Origin of the sequence: Pelomonas cellulosilytica (assembly GCF_021353265.1) — a bacterium.
Lineage (GTDB): Bacteria > Pseudomonadota > Gammaproteobacteria > Burkholderiales > Burkholderiaceae_C > Pelomonas > Pelomonas cellulosilytica.
Genome location: NZ_JAJTWU010000001.1, coordinates 271,554 through 294,544, shown reverse-complemented (window position 1 = coordinate 294,544; position 22,991 = coordinate 271,554). Strand labels below are relative to the sequence as shown.

Below are 22,991 nucleotides of genomic sequence, written 5' to 3'. Positions count from 1 at the left end.
CCCAGGCCGGCGGAGATCGTCGATGTCGTCACCACGCTGCGCATGACGACTTCGGTGGTGACGATCGGCACGTCCTTCCACACGGTGACCTGGTGATCGACCTGCACCGGCACCAGGGACGTGGTGGTCTGGTAGACGGGGCGCTGGTCGAGGATGTCCTGCGACTGGGTCGTCAGCGAGTAGTGCAACTTCTCGCGCGGCGCATAGATGTTCTGCGCTGCACCGGTCCACGTGTAGGTGTAGTTGGTGTACTGCTCGTAATGCTTGCCCCAGACCTGATAGGCCGACACCGCGTCATTGCCGACGTTGGAGCCAACGAAGTTGCTCATGTGGGCCAGCAAGTCGGCGCTCGCAGAGCCATTGACGTAAGAGCCGGGGGAGCCGACGGTGTAGTAGCTCGCAGGCCCGGACGGACCGACATCTCGGTACAACACCAGTTGGAAGACATCGCCGCCGATCGCGACCGAACTGGCGATGTCGTGCGGCCCCTGGTTGCGGATGTCGCCGTTGGTGTTGCCGCCGCGTCCCTGGTTGAAGCTGTACGTATCGCCGTTCCAGCCCACGTGCTGGTACATCGTGAAGTGGAATGGGTCAGCCAGGCTGCCACCCACCATGACGGTGCCAGCGTTGGACGACGAAGCGTTCGTGAACGTAGCACCGGTCAGTTCGTTGAAATACAACTGGCTGGACTGGATGGCTGTGGTGGCGCGGCCGGAGGAGACCGTGTCCGTGTGGTCGCTGATGACCGGCGAACCCCAGGCCCAATCCGGCAGTCGGGCCTGCGAATACGTCGTACTGGACAACGCACCGGGCACGGCCGTGTTGACGATGTCGAACAGCCGCTGTCCACCGTTCTGATAGGAGACCGCCCAGGAAGCGCCCCGATGGTCCAGGTCGATGTTCGCGGACGGACCGCCATCGGTGAACGCTGACGAGGCCTGGGCATACAACACATTGGCACGCGCCTTGTAGGTCCCGATCAGCTCGCCGCTCGTGGTCGACTGGCCGGTGTAGCCCGTGACCTTCAGCGGGTCGTTCGCGTCGTCGCGGACCGGCGTGCCCACCGTCCAGGTGCCGTTGTTGACCCCATTGGCCGACGAGTCGCCACTCAGGAACTCGGTCGGCGCGTTGGTGACGACGGACAGGATGTCCTCCTGCGCGCCTTCGGGCATGACCACGTACTTGTCGCGCCAGCCCGCCACATCGATGAAATAGACCTTCTCAGCGTTGTTGCGCCAGGTCGGGCCGCTCCAGTGGTTGGTGCCATCGGTGGGCGTGTAGTTGTGCGGGACGCCATCCTTCACCTCGTGCAGCACATCGTGGCTGTAGCTGAACTGGTAGATGGGCTTGTAGCCCAGCGTGTTCAGCACCGCACGACGCTGCGCATCGGTCAGCTGCAGGAACTCCTTGTAGGTGGACGGGTTGGTGTAGTCACCGGAAGGCTGGTCCCCTTGCGCGATGGACGCACCGGGATGCTGCTCGTCGCTGGCATCCGCCCAGTTCACCACCGGAATGGACCCGTTGTAGCCGGCGTAGGGCAGCTGGTTGTAGTAGTCGATGCCCTCGATCAGCGTCTCGCGGAACTGGCGGGTCGTGGCGTTGTAGTAGCCGACCTGCTCCAGATCCACATCCATCGTCACGTACGAGCTGCCGACCGGCACGCTTTCGGTACCGACCTGCTCGGTGATGACGGTGGGCTGGTAAGTGATCTCCGGCACCGTGACCGTGCCGGCAGCCACCTTGGTGTAGCCGGTGATCTTGGTGACGGTCTCTGCCACGAGCTGCACCTGCTGGCGCGTGATGTCGCGGTTGGTGTCGAGCAGCGCGTCGGCGTCCAGCGTGATGTCGCCTCCGGCCATCAGCACGATGCGGCCGTCGGCATGCAGCGCGCCCTGGTTGTGCACGCTGATGGCACCGCCGAGCAAGTCCGTCTTCTGCACCGTACCTTCGAGCCGACCGATGCTCCAGGTCAGGTCGACGCCGGCATGCACTTCGATATCGCCAGGCGTGGAAACCGTGCCGCCGAAGCTGGCCGTGCGTCCGGCCGACACCAGCACGCGCCCTGCAGCGTCGGTGGCCTGCACGAGGCCGTCGATCGTGACAGCTGGCGCGACGAAGTGCACAAGCGCACCGGCCTGCACGATGGCGGCATCGGAGAACTGCGTCGCGGGCGTGGGGCCGGGCGACACGGTGATGCTGTTGCGCGCTTCCATGCGCACGGTGGAGCCTGCGGCCGTCGCGTGGACGCGGCTGCCGGACTGCGCCGACAGGTTGCCGCCCGTGATCACCACCTCGTTGCGGACGTTGATGTCGCGGCGGATGGTGACGTCGCCCTGCACGGAGGCGATGTCCACCAGCGTGCTAATGCCCTGCCCCAGCGTCTTCGTGCCCACGACACCGTCGACCAGCACGCTGTCGATGGCCGTCAGGATGATGCTGCCGTTGTTGCCGGTCTCCAACTGGCCACCAGACACGTAGTTGTTGCTGGCATCCAGCACCAGCTGGTCGACGCGGATGGCGATGCGCGTGTCGTCCGTGCCACCGACGATCTCCAGGCGGTCCTGCGCCTGCACATCGCCACTGACCCAGACTTGCGAACGCGACACGATGCCGATATCCGCCCCCGTGTCGGCCGCAAGCACATGCCCGCGCAGGCGGATGTCGCCGTCCGAAACCAGACGCACCAGACCGTCCATCGGCTTGTCCACGCCGATCCAGCGACCGGCCCCGGTGGCGTCGACGCGCACCAGGCTGGCGTTGCTCATCTCGAAGCCCATGCCCGAGGTGCTGCTGCCGCTCTGCACGGCGATGCTGCCGGTGGCCGTCAGCTCGCCCCCCGCACCGCTGGACAGCGTGCCGACCGTGATGCCGCGCAGCGCGCTGAGCTGAAGCGTGGCGCTCTTGCCGCTGTAGATCCAGTCGGGGTTGCTGCCATTGGGGCCGACGTAGTCGCCCCCTGCACGCAGCGTGCCGGCGAGGTTCAGCGTCTGCGCCTGCAGGGACAGGAGACTGTTGTCGGCCGTGGTGTAGAGCTGCGCATCGGCGGCGACCGTCAAGCTCGTACCAGCGAGCAGGCCCAGCAGCGCGTTGCCTTCCAGGATGACACCGCCGGCGACGGCGCCCACGGTCCCCAGATTGATCGCCCCTTCGGCCTGCATGACCAGGCGCTGCCCCGCCGCCTGCGCGGAAATGACGGTGCCGTAGACCCACGTGTCCCGCACGGACGTCGTGCGCATGGAACCCGCAAGAGTCACGCTGCCGTGCAGCAGGACGTCGCGGCTGGCGGTGACGCTGACCTCGTCGTCGTAGCTGGCCGGCGTGGCACCGCTGCTGGTGATGACGCCGGCGAGGTCGACATCCTTGCCACTGAGCGCGATGAGCGCCCCGCTGGCCAGGCGGCCGCCGTTGGACGACAGCGTCAGAGTGCCGGCCGTGGAGCCCACCTGCAACAGCTGCAGGCCCGGGCTTCCGACACCGATGGTGCTGTCGATCCGCACATCGTTCAGGCCGCTGATGATGATCCGACTGCCGACATCCAGCGTCGTCAGCACACTGGTGTCGAAGGTGTGCAGGCTCAGCTCGCCGGCACGCTCGGTAGTGCCGGCATTGATGAGGATATCGCGCTGGGCGGTGAATCGTCCGCGCAGGTCCAGCGTGTCGCGGGCGTTGATGACGATGTCGGCACCCGTGCCACGGGCGATGAACTCGCCGGCCAGCGTGGCCGAGCCCGTCGGCGCGAAGCGCATGCTGCCCTGCAAGGTCTCGATCAGCGCGCTGTCTGTGAACGTGACGTTGGCGCTGCCGCTGGCCGACGTGGAGGCGTACAGCTCGATGCCGCTGTGACCTCGCACGGCGCCGCTGATCAGGATGTCGCCGCCCGGCGAGTTGGCCCGGCCCAGCTTGACGACGGATCCGGTGCCGGCCGCATCGATGACGTAGGCGCGCAGCGAGGCGGCGGCCTGCGTGAAGCCCAGCTTGTCGGCGTGGTCGGCCGTGGCCACTGAGAAGGCCCGGTTACTGGTCAGCATCAGGTGGCCGTCCTGCAGCCGCACGCGCAGTTGATCGGCAGTGATCCCCGCCGTGCTGTTGAGCGGCGGCGTGCCGGTCGGCGACACGGTGACCACCAGCGCCGCGCTGGCCAATGCGGCCTGCAGGTCGGCGACGAGGTCGCCGAGACCGGTGTTGTCCTGCGTGTCGGCCGCCCGCACGGTGACGATGCCACTGACGGTGTAGCTGCCGGTGTCGACCATCACCTGAATCGATGCGTCCTGCGTCAGCCGGCCATTGGCGTACTCCGCGAAGTCGGCGGCCACAAGTTGCTGCTTCCAGGCCGGTGCGAGCACGCCCAGCTTGCCGCCCGCGGACAGCGAGATGGTGCTGTCGTCCTGCCAGGTGTGTACGGTGGCGTTGCCGCCCACCAGCATGCCGTAGTCACCGAACACGTCGCCCTGCGCGACGGCGCCCACCGGCGTGCCACCACGGATGTCGATGGTGCGGCCGGCCGCGAGCTCGCGGGTGAGACGGATCTGGCCGGTGGCGCTCGCGGTGATGGCCGAGTTGCCGCCGTAGTTGGTGATGACGGCCCCCAGCGTGAAGCCATCGGGGTCGAGCCTGTCCACCACCTCGCCGCCTGCCACGAGCAGCCCGTCGAGCTGCATGTTTCCGGTCGCATTGAGGTCGATGCGGCCTTCGGCCTCATGGACCACCACGCGGGCAGCGCCCGGCAGGCGCAGGCCGACGTTGTCGGCGGACACGCCGCCAGTCAGCAGCACCGAGGCGCTGGCGCGCACCGTGGCGCCCACCTCGACCATCTGGCCGGATGCCCCTTGGACCATCGCGCCGAGCGACAGCTGGCCACCCGCCACGACGGTCACCCGCGAGTGCTCGTCGGACCAGTTGACGAAGCTGCTGCCGTTTCCGCTGCTCAGGATGCCACCCGACACCAGGTTGCCGGCGATGGACACACCACCGGCGCTGTGAACGTCGACGAGGCCGCCGGTGTGCGAGGACGTCCAGCCATAGGCGGTGAGGCCGCCGCGGGACGTGATCTGCACGCCCCAGCCACTGTCGTCCGCCCCCGGTGCACCGGTGGTGGCCAGCACGACGGAGCGGCTGGCGACGAGGCCGGTGTCGAGCAGGATGTTCTGGCCAGCGGTTACCGAGATGCTGGAGTCGGGGCCGAGGAAGCTGACGCCATCGGCGCCAATGGTGCCGCCCGCGACCAGCGCGCCGTGCAGTTCGACGTCCTGCGCGCCATTGACGGTGATGCTGGCGCCCGCCTGCTGCGCCGCAAGCGTGGAGCTGGCATGCACGTACACGCTGGTGCCGGCGCCCGGCTTGCCGGCCTCCGGCGCGCCATGGCCGGTGAGGCTGATGTTGCCGTGGATCTCGGCCTGGCCTTGCCAGTACACCCAGCGGTCGGACTCCAGGGCCAGGTCGGAGCCGGCACCGAGCAGGTTGATGTTGCCCTGGACGATGATGTCGTCGTGCGTGCGCACGACGAAGTCGGCGTTGTCCTGCAAGGTCGTAACCGTACCGGTCAACAGGAAGCCGGCACCGCGCTGGCCGAACAGCGGGTGCGGCTCCAGCACACGGATCTCGTCGACATGGCCGTCGCCATCGCCGTCATACGCGTAGGCGACGTATTGGTGCCCCTGGTTGTCCTGCACCAGCCAGCGCGTGGCGCTGCTGCTGTCTGCGGCCGGCTCGGCGTAGTCCACACCCAGCGTGAAGCTCGTGCGCAGCTTCAGGCCGTCGGCCGCATCGGCCTTGTAGAACACCGGCTGGTTGTCGAGATAGTGGACATAACCGGTCTGGGCGAGCACGCGGGCCTGCTGGTCGATGGTCAGGCTGTCGAAGCTGCTGCCGGCCGCAGGCACGTCGACGGCGGACCACTGGATCGTGTTGACGTTGTAGTCGGCGCCCGCCATGAAGCTGATGCGGTAGTGCGCATCCGCCGCGGCATTGGCGCTGAAATAGACCGGGCCGTCCCAGCGGATGTAGCCCAGCGACCCGAGCACGCGGTCCTGCTGGGCCACCGTGAGCTGGTCGAACGGCGTGTTGGCGAGCGGCGCAGGCACGCTGCCCCAGTTGATGGCCGCATCCGTGTAGTCGGCACCAGCGCTGAAGCCGTCCGTCACGCGCGGCGACGCACCGGCCTCCAGGTGCACGAAGACTTCGCGGTCGACCTTTGCATAGCCCAGGGCGTCGAGCACCTTCTGCGCCTGCTGCGGCGTCAAGTCCTCGAAGGTGGCGCTGGCGGACGGCTTGGCGACACCACCCCAGTCGATCGTGGACACGTCGAAGTCGGCGCCTCCCTCGCTGAAGCCATGCACCAGCTGCAGACCCTGCGCGGCATCGGCCTTGAAGAAGCCGCCATCGGACTCGGTGTAGCCCAGCGCATGCGCGACGACGCTGCGCTGCGCGGCGCTCAGATCTTCAAAACGCGCATTCGCAGCGGGCGCGCCAGCGCTGCCCCAGTAGATGTTGTCGTTGCGATAGTCGGTGACCGGGCCCTCGGCGAAGCTCGACAACAACTTTCGGCCTGGCGCGGCGTCATAGTTGAAGAAGCTGACCTGCTTATGAGATGCCGCCTCCGTGCGCTCGATGTAGGCGAGCACCACGGCCTGCTGGCTGGCACTGAGGTCCTTGAACGCCGTCTCTTCGTTGGGTTGCACCAACGAGTCGACGACAACGCGCTGATCGGGCGTGAGGCTGGCGTACGTGGTGCCGGCGTCGGGTGCGAAATGGATGATGCTGTCGACCACCGCCTGCTGGGCGCTTGTCAGCAATGAATATGGCGTGCCGCTGTCGGGCTTGCCCGCGGCGCCCCATTGGGCTGCCGTGATCTCGGTGGCCAGGTTGCCGCTGTACGACTCGATCCACTTCGAGATCGGCACGCTGGCGTAGTCGATGGTGACGTTTGTCCAGTCGCTGGCCGGAATGGCACCGTAGTCGAAGCGGTAGCCAATCTGGTTGGCCACCACGAGACGCTGTGCGGCGCTGAGCTGCGAGAACGCCGGGTCTCCCGCGGGCACGGGCACGCCGGCTCCGGTCCAGTCGATCTGGCCGTTGTCGTAGTCGGCCGTGACGCCTTGCAGGAAGCCGGTGCGCAGTTGCTGGCCGGCGGGCGCATCGGCCTTGAAGAAGACCTGGCCGGTGTAGGTGGCATAGCCCAGCGACGTGGCTACGGCCGCCTTCTGTGCGGCGCTGAGCTGATCGAATGGCGTTCCCGCAACCGGTGCACCGGCCGCGCCCCACGCCACAGCATTGGCGTCGTAGGCCACCGCGTAGCCGCCGTCGAGTGCCTCGTGCAGCGCGTTGGTCGCCGCGTTCCAGAACGCGCCGTGCGCGTACATCGCATAGCCGAGACTTCCGGCGATGGCGGCCTGGGCCTCGATGGTCAGGTCGGCAAAGGCGCTGAAGGCCCCGACCGGCACGACGCCGGTGCTGCCGGTCAACGGCAGCTGGCTCATCAGCGAGACGAGCGCAGCGGGCAGGTTGCCAGCCCGCAGGCCGGCCAAGATGGCGTCGACCGTCGCCGCGTCCGCCGTGCTGGCAAGCGTCTTGCCTGGCAACGCATCAAAGTACTCGGCGAAGCTGCTATGCATCTCGCCCACGTCCAGCACGGCACTGCTGGCGGAGGTGAAGGACCCGCCGATCAGCAACTCGCCCGGCGTATGGACGGCCAGCGTGGCGCCCGCACCGCTCAGCTGCGGCGTGGTGCCGGTGAAGGTGGCGCCGGCCAGCACAGCGCTGCCAGACAACAGATGGACCTTGTCGACGGCATTCAGCACGAGCTGGTCGTTCGCAAGCGATCCCTGGATGGTGCCGCCCTCCGTGACCACCAGGCCGGTGCCAGCCGTCATCGTCAGCACGCCCCGCTCGCCGCGCACGACGACGAGGCCGGCGTTGTAGATGGATTTGCTGCCTTGCAGCGTCAGGCGCCCATCGGCGCGCGCGACGCTGATCTCGCTGCCCTTGTCGGTGGTGATGCTGTTGGCGCCATCGCCATAGGCGCTCATCGCGTTCACGCCGCTGGTGCCCAGCACCAGCAGGTCCAGGCGCGTCTCGGCGCGCAGCCAGCCAGACACGACCGCCTGCTCGTCGACGGTCAGCGTCAGCGTCGGGGCCGTCAGGCCGGAGTCCGGCGAGCCCAGCGGCGCGTTGATGTTCTGGCGCTGCACTTCGAGCAGACGCGTGTTCAACGTCAGCGCCTGCGAGGCCTGCACGTCACCCTGCACGTTAATGCGATCAGCCTGCAGCGTGACGATGTCGTCGAACCGTGCGGAGAACGTGAAGTCGCCGATGCTGGCGTCCTTCGCGTCACCCAGGCGCATCAGCACGCCGGGTTCGCGGTGCCCGATGTTGATGGAAGCGAAGCCGTCGGCCAGCGCGGACAGGTCGCGCATGCCGAGCTCCATCTCCCCGGAACGGCCACGGTCGACGGACTGGTCCCAGCCGAAGCGGGTTTGCGCCGCTCCGCCGATGGCGTAGTTCTGGTGCACGTCATGCGTGCGGATGACGAGCGCACCGGCGGCACGCACGGTGTTGTTGCCTGCAGCCAGGTCGATATCGTCGGCAATCAGCGTGATGCCGTGGCCGTTGCCGGCGCTGATCTGGCCGGACACGTGGGTCAACAGCGCCTCACGCCCGGACACGTCGATGGTGACCGCACCGGTCAACGCGGCGACACCGCCGTTCGCGCGGCCATCGGTAACGATGCGCAGGTCGTCCGCCTCATGGATGACGATGTCGGCGCTCGCACCGCCCGCCGTGCCGCGGTTGACGACGGCGATCTCGGCAAGCTCGGTGTTCAGCACGCCGCTGATGCCGGCAGCACTGAGGCTGAACAAGCCCTCTGGCGCGACGATGCGGGCGCCGGTCACGTCCAGCACGCCGGCCGTGTCCAGGATCAGCCCGCTGCGGCCCCAGGACGCGCCATCCGGGTTGGACAACACGGTGGACGTGGCGTTCTGGTCGCTGAGCTCGATGCGCTCGACGCTGTCGTTGAAGACGATGTCGCGGCTGCCGGCGGATGCGGCAATCAGCAGCTCGTGGTCCTTCAGCTGCAGCGGCGCGTTGCTGGTGAAGGGCGCGACGAGCAGGCGGTCACGCCCCGCACCGCCGTCCAGCGTGAGCTTGCCGCCGCCGGTGCCGATGTAGACGACGTCGTCGCCCTCGCCGCCATCGACCTTGTTCTCGCCGCTGCCGACATAGATGACGTCGTTGCCACCGTTGCCCCAGACGCGGTTATTGCCCGCGCCCATGTCGATGATTTCGGCACCATCGCCGCCGACGAACTTGTCGTCGCCGTCTCCGCCCTGGAAGATGACGCCGCTCTCGCTGCCGCCGGCGAACTCGTCCTTGCCCGCGCCGCCGCGCACCACGCTGCCAGCCGCGCCACCAAGAATGACGAAGGCGTCGTTGCCGATGCCGCCATCCACATCCAGCAGCGCTGCAACGCCCGAGCCGACGTACAGCGTGTCGTTGCCCTTGCCACCATTGAAGACGATGCGCTTGACGCTGCCGGCGGCATAGGTCTCGGTCTCGCCCAGCGAGCGGACGACGATGTTGCCACCGCTCTGCTCGACGTTGAACGCCTCGTTCGTGATGTCGTCGTACAACGTGCCGCCACCGTAGCGGCCGGAGGCATCGCCGGCATGCAGGTACAGCGTACCGTCGGCAGCCAGGTGGCTGATATCCGGCGGCGCGCCGAAGCTCCACTTGTAGCTGCCGCCAACGCTGATGCCCATGACCCGCACGCGCGCCGCCACGTAGGCCGCAGCGGGCGTGATGTCGATCTGCGCATCGAAGCCGGCGATCGTGAAGTCGATGCTGCCGAAGATGCCGAGGTCGATCTCGAAGTCCAGCGAGCCGTGCGCCTCGGCGAAGAAGCGCGGCCGGCTGGAGAGTGCCACGCTCATGCCGGCGTTGAAGTGCAACGGCCCCAGGTGGATGTCGATCTCGGCGTTGCCGTGGACCTCCCACTGGCCGTCGCTGGACACGAAGCCACCGACGTTGACCTGCAGCGCGTTGAAGAAGTTCAGGTGGCCGCTGTATTCCAGCTTGAAGATGCTGTCGACGATGCTGATGCGGCCGCCGAAGTCGATATCGAAGGCCAGCAGCTTCATCGAGCCGCTGAGCGTCAGGTCGAACATCGTGTTGCCGGCGATGGTGTGGCCGGACAACGTCGTGTAGGCGCTGCCGCTGGTGTTGATCTGCAGCGTGGCGGCGGCGTTGATGTTCAGCACCGACACGCCGAAGGACATATGGGTGTCGACCCGCAGCGCGAAGAACGGCGAGTTGCTGGCGTCGGTGCCGAAGGCGGCGTCGAGCGCGAACGCCATCTCGCCGAAGTCGCCCAGGTCCAGCGTGACGTTGCCGCTGGCCTGCAGGCCGTGGCTGTCGATGAGCAGGTCCATCGCGCCGGACAGCGTGATCGGTCCGACGTGGATGCCGGCCGAGCCCGACAGGCGCAGCAGGTTCGGCGCGACATTGACGATGACCGGTTGGCCCTGGGCATCGAACACGTTGCCGTTCGCGTCGCGCCCGCGGACTTGCTGGGTCTGCGATGTCGTGTTGATTTGCAGCAGGAAGCGGCCGGTGACGTCGAAGACGCCACCGCCGTCGATGATCTTGCTGTCCGTCCCGCTGCCGCCGACCTCCAGGCTGCCGTAGATGCCGCCGGCGACGATGCCCAGCGTGCCGGTGACCTGCAGTGGCTGCAGCACCGGCAGGTCCAGCGTTGCCGTGACGGCCAGCTCCACGCCACTGGTGGAGATGATGACGCTGAAGTCACCGCGCAGGTCGAGCAGGCCATCGAGCAGGTCCAGCGAGCCCCGCCCGGTGAGGGCCATGTACGGGCCCGTCCAGTTGGGCTTGCCGGGCGGCGTGGCCGGGATCGTGTAGACCGGGAAGTCGACCTTGTCGAGGAACTCGTCCGGCACCTCGTAGACGATCTCGTGGCCGAAGCTGTTCATCGTCAGCTCCAGCTCGGCGTGGATCTTGGCGACGGGGCCAAGGTCCAGCCCGCTGGACAGCTGCAGCCGCATGGCGATGCCATCGCGGATGACGAGCAGGCCAGTGGCATGCGTCGTGAACAGCGGCGCACTGCTTGGGCCGACGCGCGCCTGCACGTCGACGAAGACGGAGATGCCCTGACTGGCACTGGCGCGGACGTCGAACACGCCCTTCATGTTGACCAGCCCGAACACGTCCATCTCCGCCTGGCCGGACAGGCGCAGGAACTGCTCGTTGTAGAGCAGCACGATCGGGTGGTCAGGGTTGCCGGTCTCGATGCCGTAGCCGGGGTGGACGACCTGCTGGCTGTCCGTCCAGGTGGAACGCGAGAAGTCGATGACGGTGAAGGCGCCGGTGAGGCTGACGCCGCCCCCCAGCGTCACGGCGCCGGAGGTGTCCTTCGTGAAGTCCGACGTGCCGATCTGGATGCGCACGCCGGTGTTGAGCTCCAGGTGCAGGTCCTGCGCGTGGAAGGTCACGTCCGGGACGCCGACGAGGCCGATGCTGGTGACCTTGGCCTGCGCGGCCAGGTAGACACCCACCGAGGCGCCCTGCGTCGTGATGACCAGTTCCTTGGCGACGATGAGCCCCACGTCCAGGTCGTTGATGGCGAAACCCACCGCCGACGTGTCGGGGCTGTCGGCCGCCGTGATGCGACCATCGCCATCGGTGTCGCGCCAGTAGCCGCCGACGCCGATGAAGCCGAATCCGTCGTTGATGCCGATGGCCAGCGTCGTGACCGTCGTCTCTTCGCCGGTATCGAGCGTGACCGTCTCGGAGCCGCGCTTCGTGAACGCCATCGACGCCGAGATCTGCACGAAGCCGGCGAGGTTGATCGACGCATAGCCGACCTTGGCCTGGACGAGATCGCTCGTGAAGTCGACGAAGACGGTGTTGCCGCCGCCCGCGGGCAGCGCGAAGCCGTGCGCGTTGAGCTTGCCGTCGCGGTTGCTGTCCTCGCCGGCGTCGAGTCGGCCGTTGCCGTTCTTGTCCTCGGTATAGTCCCTGAACGACGGACTGAGCTGGTAGTTGATGGCCGGCGGGCCGAAGAGCTGTATGGCGGCCTGCACCGGCGCCGGGATGCTCGGCACGTAGAACGTGTTGATGTTGACTTCGACATCCTCGGCCCGCACGTCCAGCAGGTTGCGGTCGATGCCCACGAGGCCGGCGTAGCCCACCGCGGCCTTGGCCGTGATGAAGCGGGGCGTGTACTGCTCCAGGCCGGGGATGAACTTGCCGATGGCCGGCGTCATCATCGCCAGACCGAAGTCGACATCGTCCAGCGCGACGCCGACCGCGTTGTCGTTGATCTTGTCGGGCAAGCCGTCGTTGTTGGCGTCGTCCCCGTAACGGTACGGGCCGCCGACGCCGGCGAAGCCGGTCAGATGCGAGCCGCCCAGCGTCATCGCCGAGACCTGCAGCGGGAAGCTGCCGTCCGCGCCCAGAACGCCGGCGCTCTGCAGCAGCGGCTTCAGGCCACCGGCGTCGATGGCGACCGTGTACACGTCGCCCTGGCGGAAAGCCAGAGAGCCGCGCAGGAACAGGAAGTCGGCCACGGCGATCTCGGCCAGGCCGATATCGATGCCGATCAGGTCGTTGCCCTTGAGCGTCAGGCGCACCGGCGTGCCGCCGGTCTTGATCTCATAGCCGGTGCGGCTCACGCCGCCGGCATCCACCGTGTGGATGCTGGAGTAATCCGCCGTCGACCGCATGACGCCGCCGAACAGCTTGCCGCCGTTCTGCACCTCGATCGTCACGTCGGTCGCGCGGATCGTCAGCACGTTGCCGAAGCCGTAGGTACCGATCTCCTGCGCATGCAATTGGAGCGACAGGAAGTTTTGCGCGTTGAAGAATGCCGGCAGGTCTGCCTTGAAGACGCCCAGGCCCAGATCCACATCCTGTAGGCCGAAGCCGATCAGGCCGTCCTGGCTGGACAGTGGCCTGGAGAAGTCCGGATTGCCGACACCGATGAACACGTCGACGTCGGACGCGCCGAAGCTCAAGCCCTTGAACGTGACGTTGGACAGCCGCGAGTAGTCGCTCGACAGCCCGCCGATGGCCTTCAGGCCGTTGAGGATCTGCTGCGTCATGCCCGAGGGCAGCAGGTTCTCGATCAGCGACAGCTCAGCCGGCAGGCCGGTGTACATGTCCGCCGTGAAAGTCTCGCCCAGGTTCAGCTTGAAGTCGCCGTGGATGTGGACGAAGTTGGCGATGTTGATGTTGAGGTTCGGCAGCTCGACCGAACCGAACAACGTCAGGCCCAGGCTCGGGTCCCAGCCAATGGAGAGCTCCAGGTTCTTTAGGAAGCCCAGCGCGCCATCGAGGAAGTCGAAGCCCGGCAGCTTGTCCGGCAGGAAGCTGGTGAGCTTCTTCAGGCTGATCGTGGGGATCAGCAGGCCGGTGGACGGCAGTTCGAAGTCGAAGTCGAAGCTGGTGGTGACCGAGAACAGGTCGAACACCCCCAGCGTGGCCGTCATGCCGATGCGCAGCGAGTTGCTGTCGAAACCGATCTTGAAGGCCTGCGGGTCGCTGCCGATGGGGATGCTCAGGCCGCCGCCGGGAAGCTTGCTGAAGTCGACATAGGCGCTCGGCACCGGGTACTTGCCGAGGAAGGCGCCGTTGAAGCCGAGGTTCACGTCCGTGGCCTGCAACGTCAGGTACGGGTCGGTGCCCACCAGACCGGCCAGGCCCGCATGCGCCGTGAAGGCGTAGAACTTGCCCGGCAGTGAGACGCCGGCGCCCAGGCTCGGCGTGAGCATCGCCAGCGCAAAGTCGAGCTGGTCGATGGCGAAGCCAATGGCGTCCCCGTTGGGCGTGTCGTTGCCGTCGATGACGCCGTCGCCGTTGGTATCGCGCCGGTACGGCCCGTTGATGCCGGCGAAGGCATTGACGTTCTTGCCGGCCACAACCAGCACGTCGGCCGGGATGGACACGTTCAGCCCGACGGCATTGAAGTTGACGTCGTCGACACTGAGCTTCTGGAACGTGAAGCCGCCCGACAGGCTCACGATGCCGGCCACGCTGGCCTTGGCCTGGCCGACTGTGGCGCTGACCACGCGGTTGCCCGCATCCAGCGTGATGGGCGACCCGCCGGTGGCGATGGCGTGGCCGCCGTTGGCCGCGAAGTCGGCGACGTACAGCGGGTTGCTGCTGGTGTTGACGTCGACGATGGCGTCATTCAGCGAGAACTCGATGAACTGGTCGAAACCGACGAAGCTGATGCGCTGGGCCGATGCCTTCAGCGCCGTGAACTTGGTGCCGGCGACGATGTTGGCCGCTGGGTTGAGGATGTCCGGCAACGCCCTGTACAGCCCCAGCGCGAAGTCGAAGTCATCGACCGTGAAGCCGATGGCGTTGGGGTTGCTCGCATCCCCGCCCACGCCGACGAAGGCATGCACGTCACTCGCGCCGATCTCGATGGCGCGCATCTTCACGTCGGCGATGCTGGCGCCGAGCGGCGCCTTGACGGTCAGCGCCACGTCGTCGCCCTTGCGGAACGCAAAGTTGCCGTCGATATGAACGAACTCGCTGATGGTCAGCCGCGCATCGGTCAGGCTGGCGCCGATGACGTTGCCGGTCATGTCCAGCATGACGGCTTCGCCGCCCGTCGGCACGCTGAAGCCGGCGCTGCCGCCGGCCTTGAAATCGATGGGCCGCGCCGCACCGCTGGCCGTGTTCAGCTCGATGTCGACACCCTTGGCCGACAGCTCGAAGTCCTTGGGGTCGATGCCGTAGACGCCGATGTCGTCGGCATGAGCCTTCAGCGCCGTGTACTTCACGCCGCCGGCGCTGGCCATAAACAGGCCCAGGTCGACGCCCTGCACACCGATGCCGTAGAGCTGGCTGGTCTGATCCTGGAAGCGCTTCGTGCGGTCCAGGCCGCCATCGGCGTAACCGACGAACACGTCGACGTTGCTGGCACCGACGGTGAAGCCGCGAGCGTTCGTCAGCGGCAGACCCAGCGTGTTGCGCAGGCCGGTGAAGCTGGCCTTCTGGAACGCAAAGCTGCCCTGGATGAGGACGAAATCCGAAATGGCCAGCGTCGCCTGCGCGGCCGACAGCATCAGCCGCTCGCCGGAGAAGTTCAACGTGACCGGGTCGGCGCCGGTGGGCAGGTCCAGCGCGCGGTTGCCGGCGAAGTTCAGCGGCGTGATGGCGCCGCCCAGACCTGGCGACGCGCTGTTGTATTCGATGTGGACGTCCGTGGCGGACAGCGTGAAGTCCTGAGGGTCGATTCCGTAGATCGACACGTTGCTCGCATCGGCCCGCAGTGCGCGGTAAGTCTTGCCGCCCTGGTCGCGCACGCTCAGGAAGCCGAAGCTCAGGCCCTGTATGCCGAAGCCGTACAGGCTGCCGGCCTGGTCGGCGAACGACTTCGTCTCGTCGATGCCGCCGTCCGCATAGCCGACGAAGGCGTCGATGTCGCTGCCGGCGATGGAGAAGCCCTTGGCGCCCAGCACCGGCAGCGCGCTGTTGCCGGCGCGCAGCGTGTTGCCGTAGTCGGCCTTCTGGAAGCCGATGGCGCCGCGGAAGTACAGGAAGTCCGAGACCTTGAGCACCGCCTCGCGGGCGTAGACGCCGATGCGGTCGCCACCCCGGAAATCCAGTGCAATCACGCCAGTCGAACCCAACGCGAGGCCACCCGCACCAAAGCTGCGGACGAAGTCGATGCTGCGGCCGTTGGCGTCGGCGCGGTTGATCTGCAGCTGCAGGTCGCTGGCGCTCAGCTCGAAGTCGGCCGGGTCGAAGCCGTACAGCGCGACATGCGCCAGATTGGCCTTGGCCGCCGTGTAGGACTGGCCGCCGGCCTTGGCGATGAGCAGGCCAAAGTCCGCGCTGCTGACGCCGAAGCCGTAGAGACGGCTGGCCTGCTGGTCGGGCGTCTTGCTGGTGTCGAAGCCGCCGTCGGCATAACCGACGAACACGCTGACACCCTGGCCAGTGATGGCCAGCATCGACGTGGTCGTCACCTGCTGCGTCAGGCCGGCGGCGGTGGCCAGCGTGATCGGCGCGGTGGGGCTGTACTTCTCAAAACCGATGCGACCGGAGAGGTAGGCGAAGTCGAACAGCTGCAGCGTGATGTCGCCCTCGACGCGCACCAGCTCGCCGGCACCGCCGTCCAGCGTGATGTCCACCGTCTGGCCCGGGCCGACCAGCACCGTCAGCGGCTCGGCAGCGAAGTCGATGACGCGGTCGTTCGGCCGGCTTGCCTGGTTGAGTTCCACGGTGAGGTTGCGCACCGTGGGCAGCAGGTCCGACAGGCCCACGAAGCCCGCCGCGCTTGCATTGGCCTGCAGCGCCGTCCACTTGCGGCCCGGTTCGGCTTGCGCGCTGACCAGCGCCAGCGCGAGGTCGACATGGCTGATCTCCAGGCCCGCGGCATCGCCCGTGCCGCCGTTGACGCCCGCGAAGATCGTCACGTCGTCCAGGCCGAAGCTCAGCACGTCGACGGCAATGCTCTGCGCGGGCTGTGTGCGCGTGGCGGCCAGCGTGAGCGTGGTGCTGCGCTTCTCGACCGCGAAGCCGCCATGCACCTGCACGAAGCCGAAGGCGTCCAGCGTCAGCGTGCCAGAGGCCTGCAGCATCGGGCCGTCCGCGCCGGGCATGTCGAACGTGATGCCGCTGGCCGGGCCGGTCGCCACGGTCATGGCGGTCGCGCCGCCTGCGTAATCGACGACCGCCGGCTTGGCACCCGCCTGCACGACCTGCGAGGCCCGGTTGATCTGGACCTTGATGTCGTTGGCCTGGACCGTCAGGCCCTCGGGCATGCCCACGAGGCCGACCTGCGCGGCAGTGGCTTCGAGCGTGCTCCACTTCCGCGCTGCGCCGCCTTGCTCCGTGATGAGCGCCAGGCCGAAACTCGCGCCGGTCAGCTCCAGGCCGACTTGATCGTCCGTGCCGCCGTTGATGCCGGCGAACACCCGCACGTCGTTGGCGCCAAGCGTCAGCAGCCGGGCATTGACGGTGCTCGCCGCGGCGGTTTCCACGCCTTGCGCATTGGTCGCGGCGGACAGCGTAACGGCCTGGTCGCGCTGCTCCACGGCAAAGTCGCCATGGACCTGGACGAAGCCGAAGGCATCCAGCGTCAGCGTGCCGCTGGCCTTGAGCACCTTGCCTTCGCTGCCATCCAGGTCCAGCGTCAGCGTGTTGCCGGTGCCGGTGCCGGTGCCGGTGGTGACGTCGAGCTTCCGCGCCGCGTAGTCCACCACGGGGTCGTTCAGCTGTTTCGCCTGGTTGATGCGCAGAGCCAGGCTGTCGCCCCTGAGCGTGAAACCGTCCAGGCCGACGAGGCCGACCCTGCCTGCCGTGGCCTGCAGCGTCGTCCAGCTGCGGGTGGCGTCGTCGACGCTGGTCTGCAACGCCAGCGCAAACGTGAGGTTCTTCAGCGAAAGGCCGACGCCACCGGCGGCGCCCACGAAGCCGTCGATGCCTGAGCCGCCCACCGTCAGCAGGCGGGTGTCGATCGCCGGCCCGCCACCGGCCAGCACGACCGACGAGTCCTTGCGCTCGATGGCGAAGTCACCCGTGGCCTGCAGGAAGCCGAAGGCATCCAGCTGCAGGTTGCCCTTGGCCTTGAGGAGAGTGCCCTCGCTGCCGGCGATGTCGAGCGTCAGGCTGTCGTCTGCGCCGGTGCCGGTAGCCACGGCCAGAGTCTGGGCTGCGTAGTCGGCCACCACGTCGCCCGGCTGCTTCGCCCGATTGACCTGGATGCCGAGCTGGTTGCCGCGCAGCGTAAGGCCATCGATGCCGACCAGCCCGACGCTGCCCACGCTGGCCTGCAGCGTCGTCCAGCTGCGCGCCTGTGCCGCGGTGCTGCTCTGGAGCGCCAATGCGAACTCAGCACCCGTGAGGTCGAAGCCGACGCTGCCCGGGTTGCCGGCAAAACCGCTGATGCCCGTACCGCCCACGGTCAGCAGGCGTGTCTGCACGATGGTGTGGTCGGCATCCGCGAGGACCAGCGTCGAGTCCTTGCTTTCGATGACGAAGCTGCCGCCGAGCTGCACGAAGCCGAAGGCGTCGAGGCCGAGCACGCCGCTGGCCTTCAGCACGCGGCCATCACTGCCGGAGAAGTCCAGCGTCAGCGAATCGCCAGGCGCCGTGGCGACGACGAGGTTCTGCTCGGCGTAGCTCGCCACCAGATCGGTCGCGATCTTGGCCTGGTTGAGCTTGAGCGCCAGGTTGCTACCGGACAGCGACAGCCCACTAATGCCCACCAGCGCGACGCTGCCGACGTTGGCCTGCAGGCTCGTCCAGCTGTGGGCCTTGTCCACCCGGCCGGACTGGAGCGCGAGGGCGAACTCGGCGTTCGTCAGCGTGAGGCCGACGCGGTCGGGCGAGTTGCCGTTGTTGCCGGCGAAGCCGCTGATGCCGGAGCCACCGACCGTCAGCAGGCGCGTCTGAACGCTGGAGCCGTCGGCGAGGCGGACCGTGGAATCCTTGCTTTCGACGGTGAAGCCGCCATCAAGCTGCACGAAGCCGAAGGCGTCCAGCGCCAGGTGCCCCCGGGCCCGCAGCAACGGACCGTCGGCGCCCGACAGGTTCAGCGTGCGGGGCGAGGTCGTGCCGTTGGCGACGAGCAGGTTCTGCGCGGCGTAGTTGGCGACAGGGTCGGTCGGCTGACGGGCCTGATTCAGCTCCAGCGACAGGTTGGTGCCGGAGAGCGTCAGGCCGCTGACGCCGACCAGGCCGACGCTCGCAACGGTGGCCTGCAGCGTGGTCCAGCTCCGCGCGGTCGCATCGAGCGACGACTGCAGGGCCAACGCGAAGTCGGCCCCTGTCAGGTCGAAGCCCAGCTTGTCGGGCGTACCGCCGTTATTGCCGGCGAACCCGCTGATGCCGGTGCCGCCGATCGTCAGCAACCGTGTGTTGACGATGCTGTTGTCGGCCAGCTTGAGCGTCGCGTCCTTGCTCTCGACCTCGAAACTGCCGGCCAGCTGGACGAAGCCGAAGGCGTCTAGCGCCAGCGTGCCACTGGCCCGCAGGGCACGGCCTTCGCTGCCGCTCATGTCCAGCGTCAGCGTGTTGCCCGGCGCGGTGGCGATGACGAGGTTCTGCGCCGCGTAGTTGGCCACCACATCGCCCGGGCGCTTCGTCTGGTTCACCCGCAGCGCGAGCTGATTGCCGGCCAGCGTCAGGCCATTGATGCCCACCAGGGCAACGCTGTCGACGCTGGCCTGCAGCGTGGTCCAGCTGCGCGAAGGATCGCCCTGGCTGGTTTGCAGCGCCAGGCCGAACTCGGCACCGGTCAGAGTCAGGCCGACGCGGTCCGGCGAGTTGCCGTTGTTGCCTGCAAAACCGCCGATGCCCGCGCCAGCCACGGTGAGCAGGCGCGTCGTGACGTTGTTGCCGTCGGCCAGTACCAGCGTCGAGTCCTTGCTCTCGATCGTGAAGCCGCCATTGAGCTGCACGAAGCCGAAGGCATCCAGCGACAGGCTGCCGCTGGCCCTGAGCAAGCGCCCCTCGCTGCCGGCGATGTCCAGTTTCCGGGAGGTGCTGGCGCTGGTGGCGACGTCGAGCTCGTTGGTCGCGTAGTCGGCGACCGGGTCGGCCAGGACATCAGCCTGGTTTATCACGACCGCGAGGTTGCTGCCGCCCAGCTCGAGACCGGTAATGCCGACAAAGTCCACGCTGCCCGCCGTGGCACCCAGCGTCGTCCAGTTGCGCGAGCCGCTGCGCTGCAGGGCGAGCGCGAAGCTAAGGTGGTTCAGCTCCAGGCCGACGCGATCCGGCGAGCTTCCGGCGTTGCCTGCGAAGCCGGAGATGTCGTTGCCGCCGATGGCCAGCAGCTGCGTGCTCACCGTGTGACCGTCGGCCAGAAGCAGTTCGGCGTTGCGGCGCTCGATGGCCAGGCTGCCGGTCGCGCGGAAGAAGTCGAACAGCCCCAGCGTCAGCGTGCCGCTGGCCTTGAGCAGTTCGCCTGCGCTGCCGGCCATGTCCAGCGTGATGCCGCCGCTGCTGCCGGTCGGCACGGTCAGCGAGGTGGCGACGTAGTCCACCACCTTGTCGTTCAACCGGCCGGCCTGGTTCAGGCTGACCGCGAGGTTGCTGCCCGACAGCGTGACATCGGGAATCCCGACGAAATTGACCGACGTGGCATTGGCCTGAAGACTGGTCCAGCTGCGGGTGGCGTCGTTGCGGTCGGCGTACAGCGCCAGCGCGACCTCCACGCCGCTGAGTTCCAGCCCCGTGGCCTCAGGCTGGCCGGCATTCATGCCAGCGAAGCCGCTAACGCCCGTGGCGCCCACGGTCAGCATGCGGGTCTGCACCTGCTCGCCGCCGGCCAGCGTCACGTCCTGGTCGCTGCGCGTGACCGTGAGGCTGCCGGTCAGGCGGACGAAGTCGTAGAGGTCGAAGGTCAGCGTGCCGCCGGCCTCCAGCAGCCGGCCGCGCGAGCCGGCCATGGTCAGCGTGACGCTGCCAGCGCCGGTAGGCACGGCGAGCACGGTGCGCGTGGTGCCGTAGTCGACGACCGCATCGCTGGCATTGCTGGCCTGGTTGATGTTGACGAACAGCCCGCTACCGCTCAAGGACACGTCCGACAGGCCGGAGAAGCTGACGGAGTTGCCGCTGGCCTGCAGGCTGGTCCAGTGGCGGCTCGGGTCGCTGCGGGCGCTCATCAGCGCCAGCGCGAAATCGACGCCTGCCAGCGCCAGGCCAGGGCCGCCCGGGATGCCGGCATCGACCGACAAGCCATGCGCACCGAGCAGGAAGCGGTCGACCAGCACGCCGGCCGTCGCCTCGTCGATGCCCGGCGTCGTCGTGTTGTCTGCCGCCAGCAGCACGGTGCCGGCGCTGCGCTCGAAGGCCAGGTTCCCACCGGCGTGGAAGAAGTCGCCGATGGTGAGGCTGGCGTCGGCGAGGCTCACTTCCTGCAGCCCGGCAACGAGCCCGGCGCCAAAGGTGTGGCTGCTGTTGCCCACTGCGAGCGTGTGGCCGCTGGCATCTGCGCCCGACGCATTTAAGCGCAGCCCGACAGACGCCGCCGTGGCCGACACGTCGCTGCCGAGTTGCAGGAACGGCGAACCGCTGGCCTCGACGACATCGATGCCACTGCCGTCCAGCTTCATCGCGATGGCGACCGTGGCAGCGCTGACGCCCGCCTTGAAGCTGCCGGCCACGAGCTGGATGCTGGCGTTGCTGGCCAGGATGTCCATCGCGCCGGTGTTGCTGTCGCGACCGAACGTGTAATTGCCACCGAGGCTGAAGGTGTCGCCCACGTTGGCCGACAAGCCCTTGAGCTCGACGGTGGGCGTGCTGCTCGTCGGCATCGCCCCGAAGGTGTGGCTGAGGCCACCCGCGGTCAGCACACGGCCGGTCTGGTCGGTGCCGCTGAGGTTGAGCTGCAGCAATGCGGAATCCGCACCCACGTTGGCGAAGCCACCGCCGGTCAGGTGGAAGCCGCCACTGGCTTCCAGCACGAGGCCGCCACCGGAGGTCATCAGCGCGCCGAAGCCGGCGTGATCCACACCGGCAGAGAAGCTGCCGATGTCTAGACGCGCCGTGATGTCGCTGCCCACGGCGGCCAGCGAGCCGGCCGACACGGCCAAGCCGACGCTGCCGTTCAGCGTGACCGGACCGTAGGCAAACTGGGCGCTGCCGCTCATCGACGCGAAATCACCCAGCTGGCCGTCCCCGTTGAAAGTGAACGTGTGGCTGCCATCGACCGCGAGGCTCTGCGCCTGAGCGGACAGGTTGATGCCGGCGTGGTTGGCCTGCCCGTTGAGCTGGCCCAGGCCGAGGCTGAAGTCCAGTGCCAGGTTACTGGCCGTCAGCGTCAGGCCATTGACGCCCTGCAGGCTGATGCCATCGGCAGCGCCCTTGGCCAGCAGCCAGCCGGCCGAGTCGGCCCCCTGACCGTCAAGGATGAGCAGGGCGGCATCGACCTGACTGAACGTGACGCCCGGCTTGCTGACATCGGCCGCGTCGAGGCCGATGTAGCCGCTGCCGTTGTCTATGCCGATCTGCCAGGCGTCGTAGGTGTGAGTGCCGGTGCCATCGACCAGCTGGAGGTTGTGCGTGTACGACGCTGCGAGCGTGCCCGACAGCTTGACGCCCTGGCCCAGGTCCAGCGAGCCGGTGAAGCTGATCGGCAGCGTCGTCGTGAAATAACCCGCGTTGAACCATTCGCCCGCCCGGTCGGCAAACGAGGCCGCGCTCGGGCCTGCTGCCGCGTACAGCAGGTTGACGGCGAAGCTGCTCGGCGCATCCAGCCGGTGGGCCACGAGCTTGAGTTCGTGCGCCGCGGTGTCGTCCTGCAGTTCGAAGTACAGGCCGTTCTCGACGCTCACCAGGCCCTGGCCGGCAGCGAACGCACCATCGACGCTGCCGTACTTCAGAAAGGTGAAGGTCTGGCCGTCCGTGGGCGAAGCGCCCGGCAGCAGCGTCACCTTGAGCGTGCCGCCCAGCGAGGCCTGGCCGGTCACTTCGATGAAATCGACAGCCCCGCTGCTGTCGATCTCCACCTCCAGCGTGCCGCCGGGCGAGAGCGATGGCTGTGTCGTCGAAGTGATGGACGTCGATGCCGGCGTAGTGACCGCCAGCGCCTTCATCGTCGGCCCACTAGCGCTGAGGTTCAGCGTGCCGGTATCGTTAGCGGCCTGGTCCAGCGACACCTGCAAGGTACTGGCCATGAAGCCCGACGCCGCTTTCGCATGGGTGGCATCGAAGGCCCGCGCATCGACCGCGAAGGCATGACTGTCGTTCGACGAAGGCGGCTGCGCCGTCGTCGGCGACCAGTGCTGCCAGCCGTCGGGCAGGCTGGCATGCGGCACCTGGCCGGGGTGATGGGCGAGCGCATCGCTCGGGTCGTAGGCACCGTCCAGCGCGTGGAGGTGCGGGTCCGCGGGCTGCATGACGACGGCGTGGGCCGCGCCGAGCACCGGGTCGGCCGACAGCAGCACTCGAGGCTCAAGCGCCTCAAGACGGTAAGCATCCCGCATCGCGCGGGCCAGACGAGCCAGCGAACTCAC

Annotated in this window: 1 protein-coding gene (only partly in view); it reads right to left on the bottom strand. The window is 67.8% G+C overall.

Annotated elements, in window-relative coordinates; translation table 11 throughout:
• Nucleotides 1-22,991, bottom strand: partial view of an LEPR-XLL domain-containing protein gene (locus LXT13_RS01185; protein WP_233369772.1) — the 5' portion only. It extends 13,822 nt beyond the left edge of the window; only the first 22,991 of its 36,813 coding nucleotides appear in the window; its start codon is at nt 22,989-22,991; its stop codon lies off the left edge, out of view.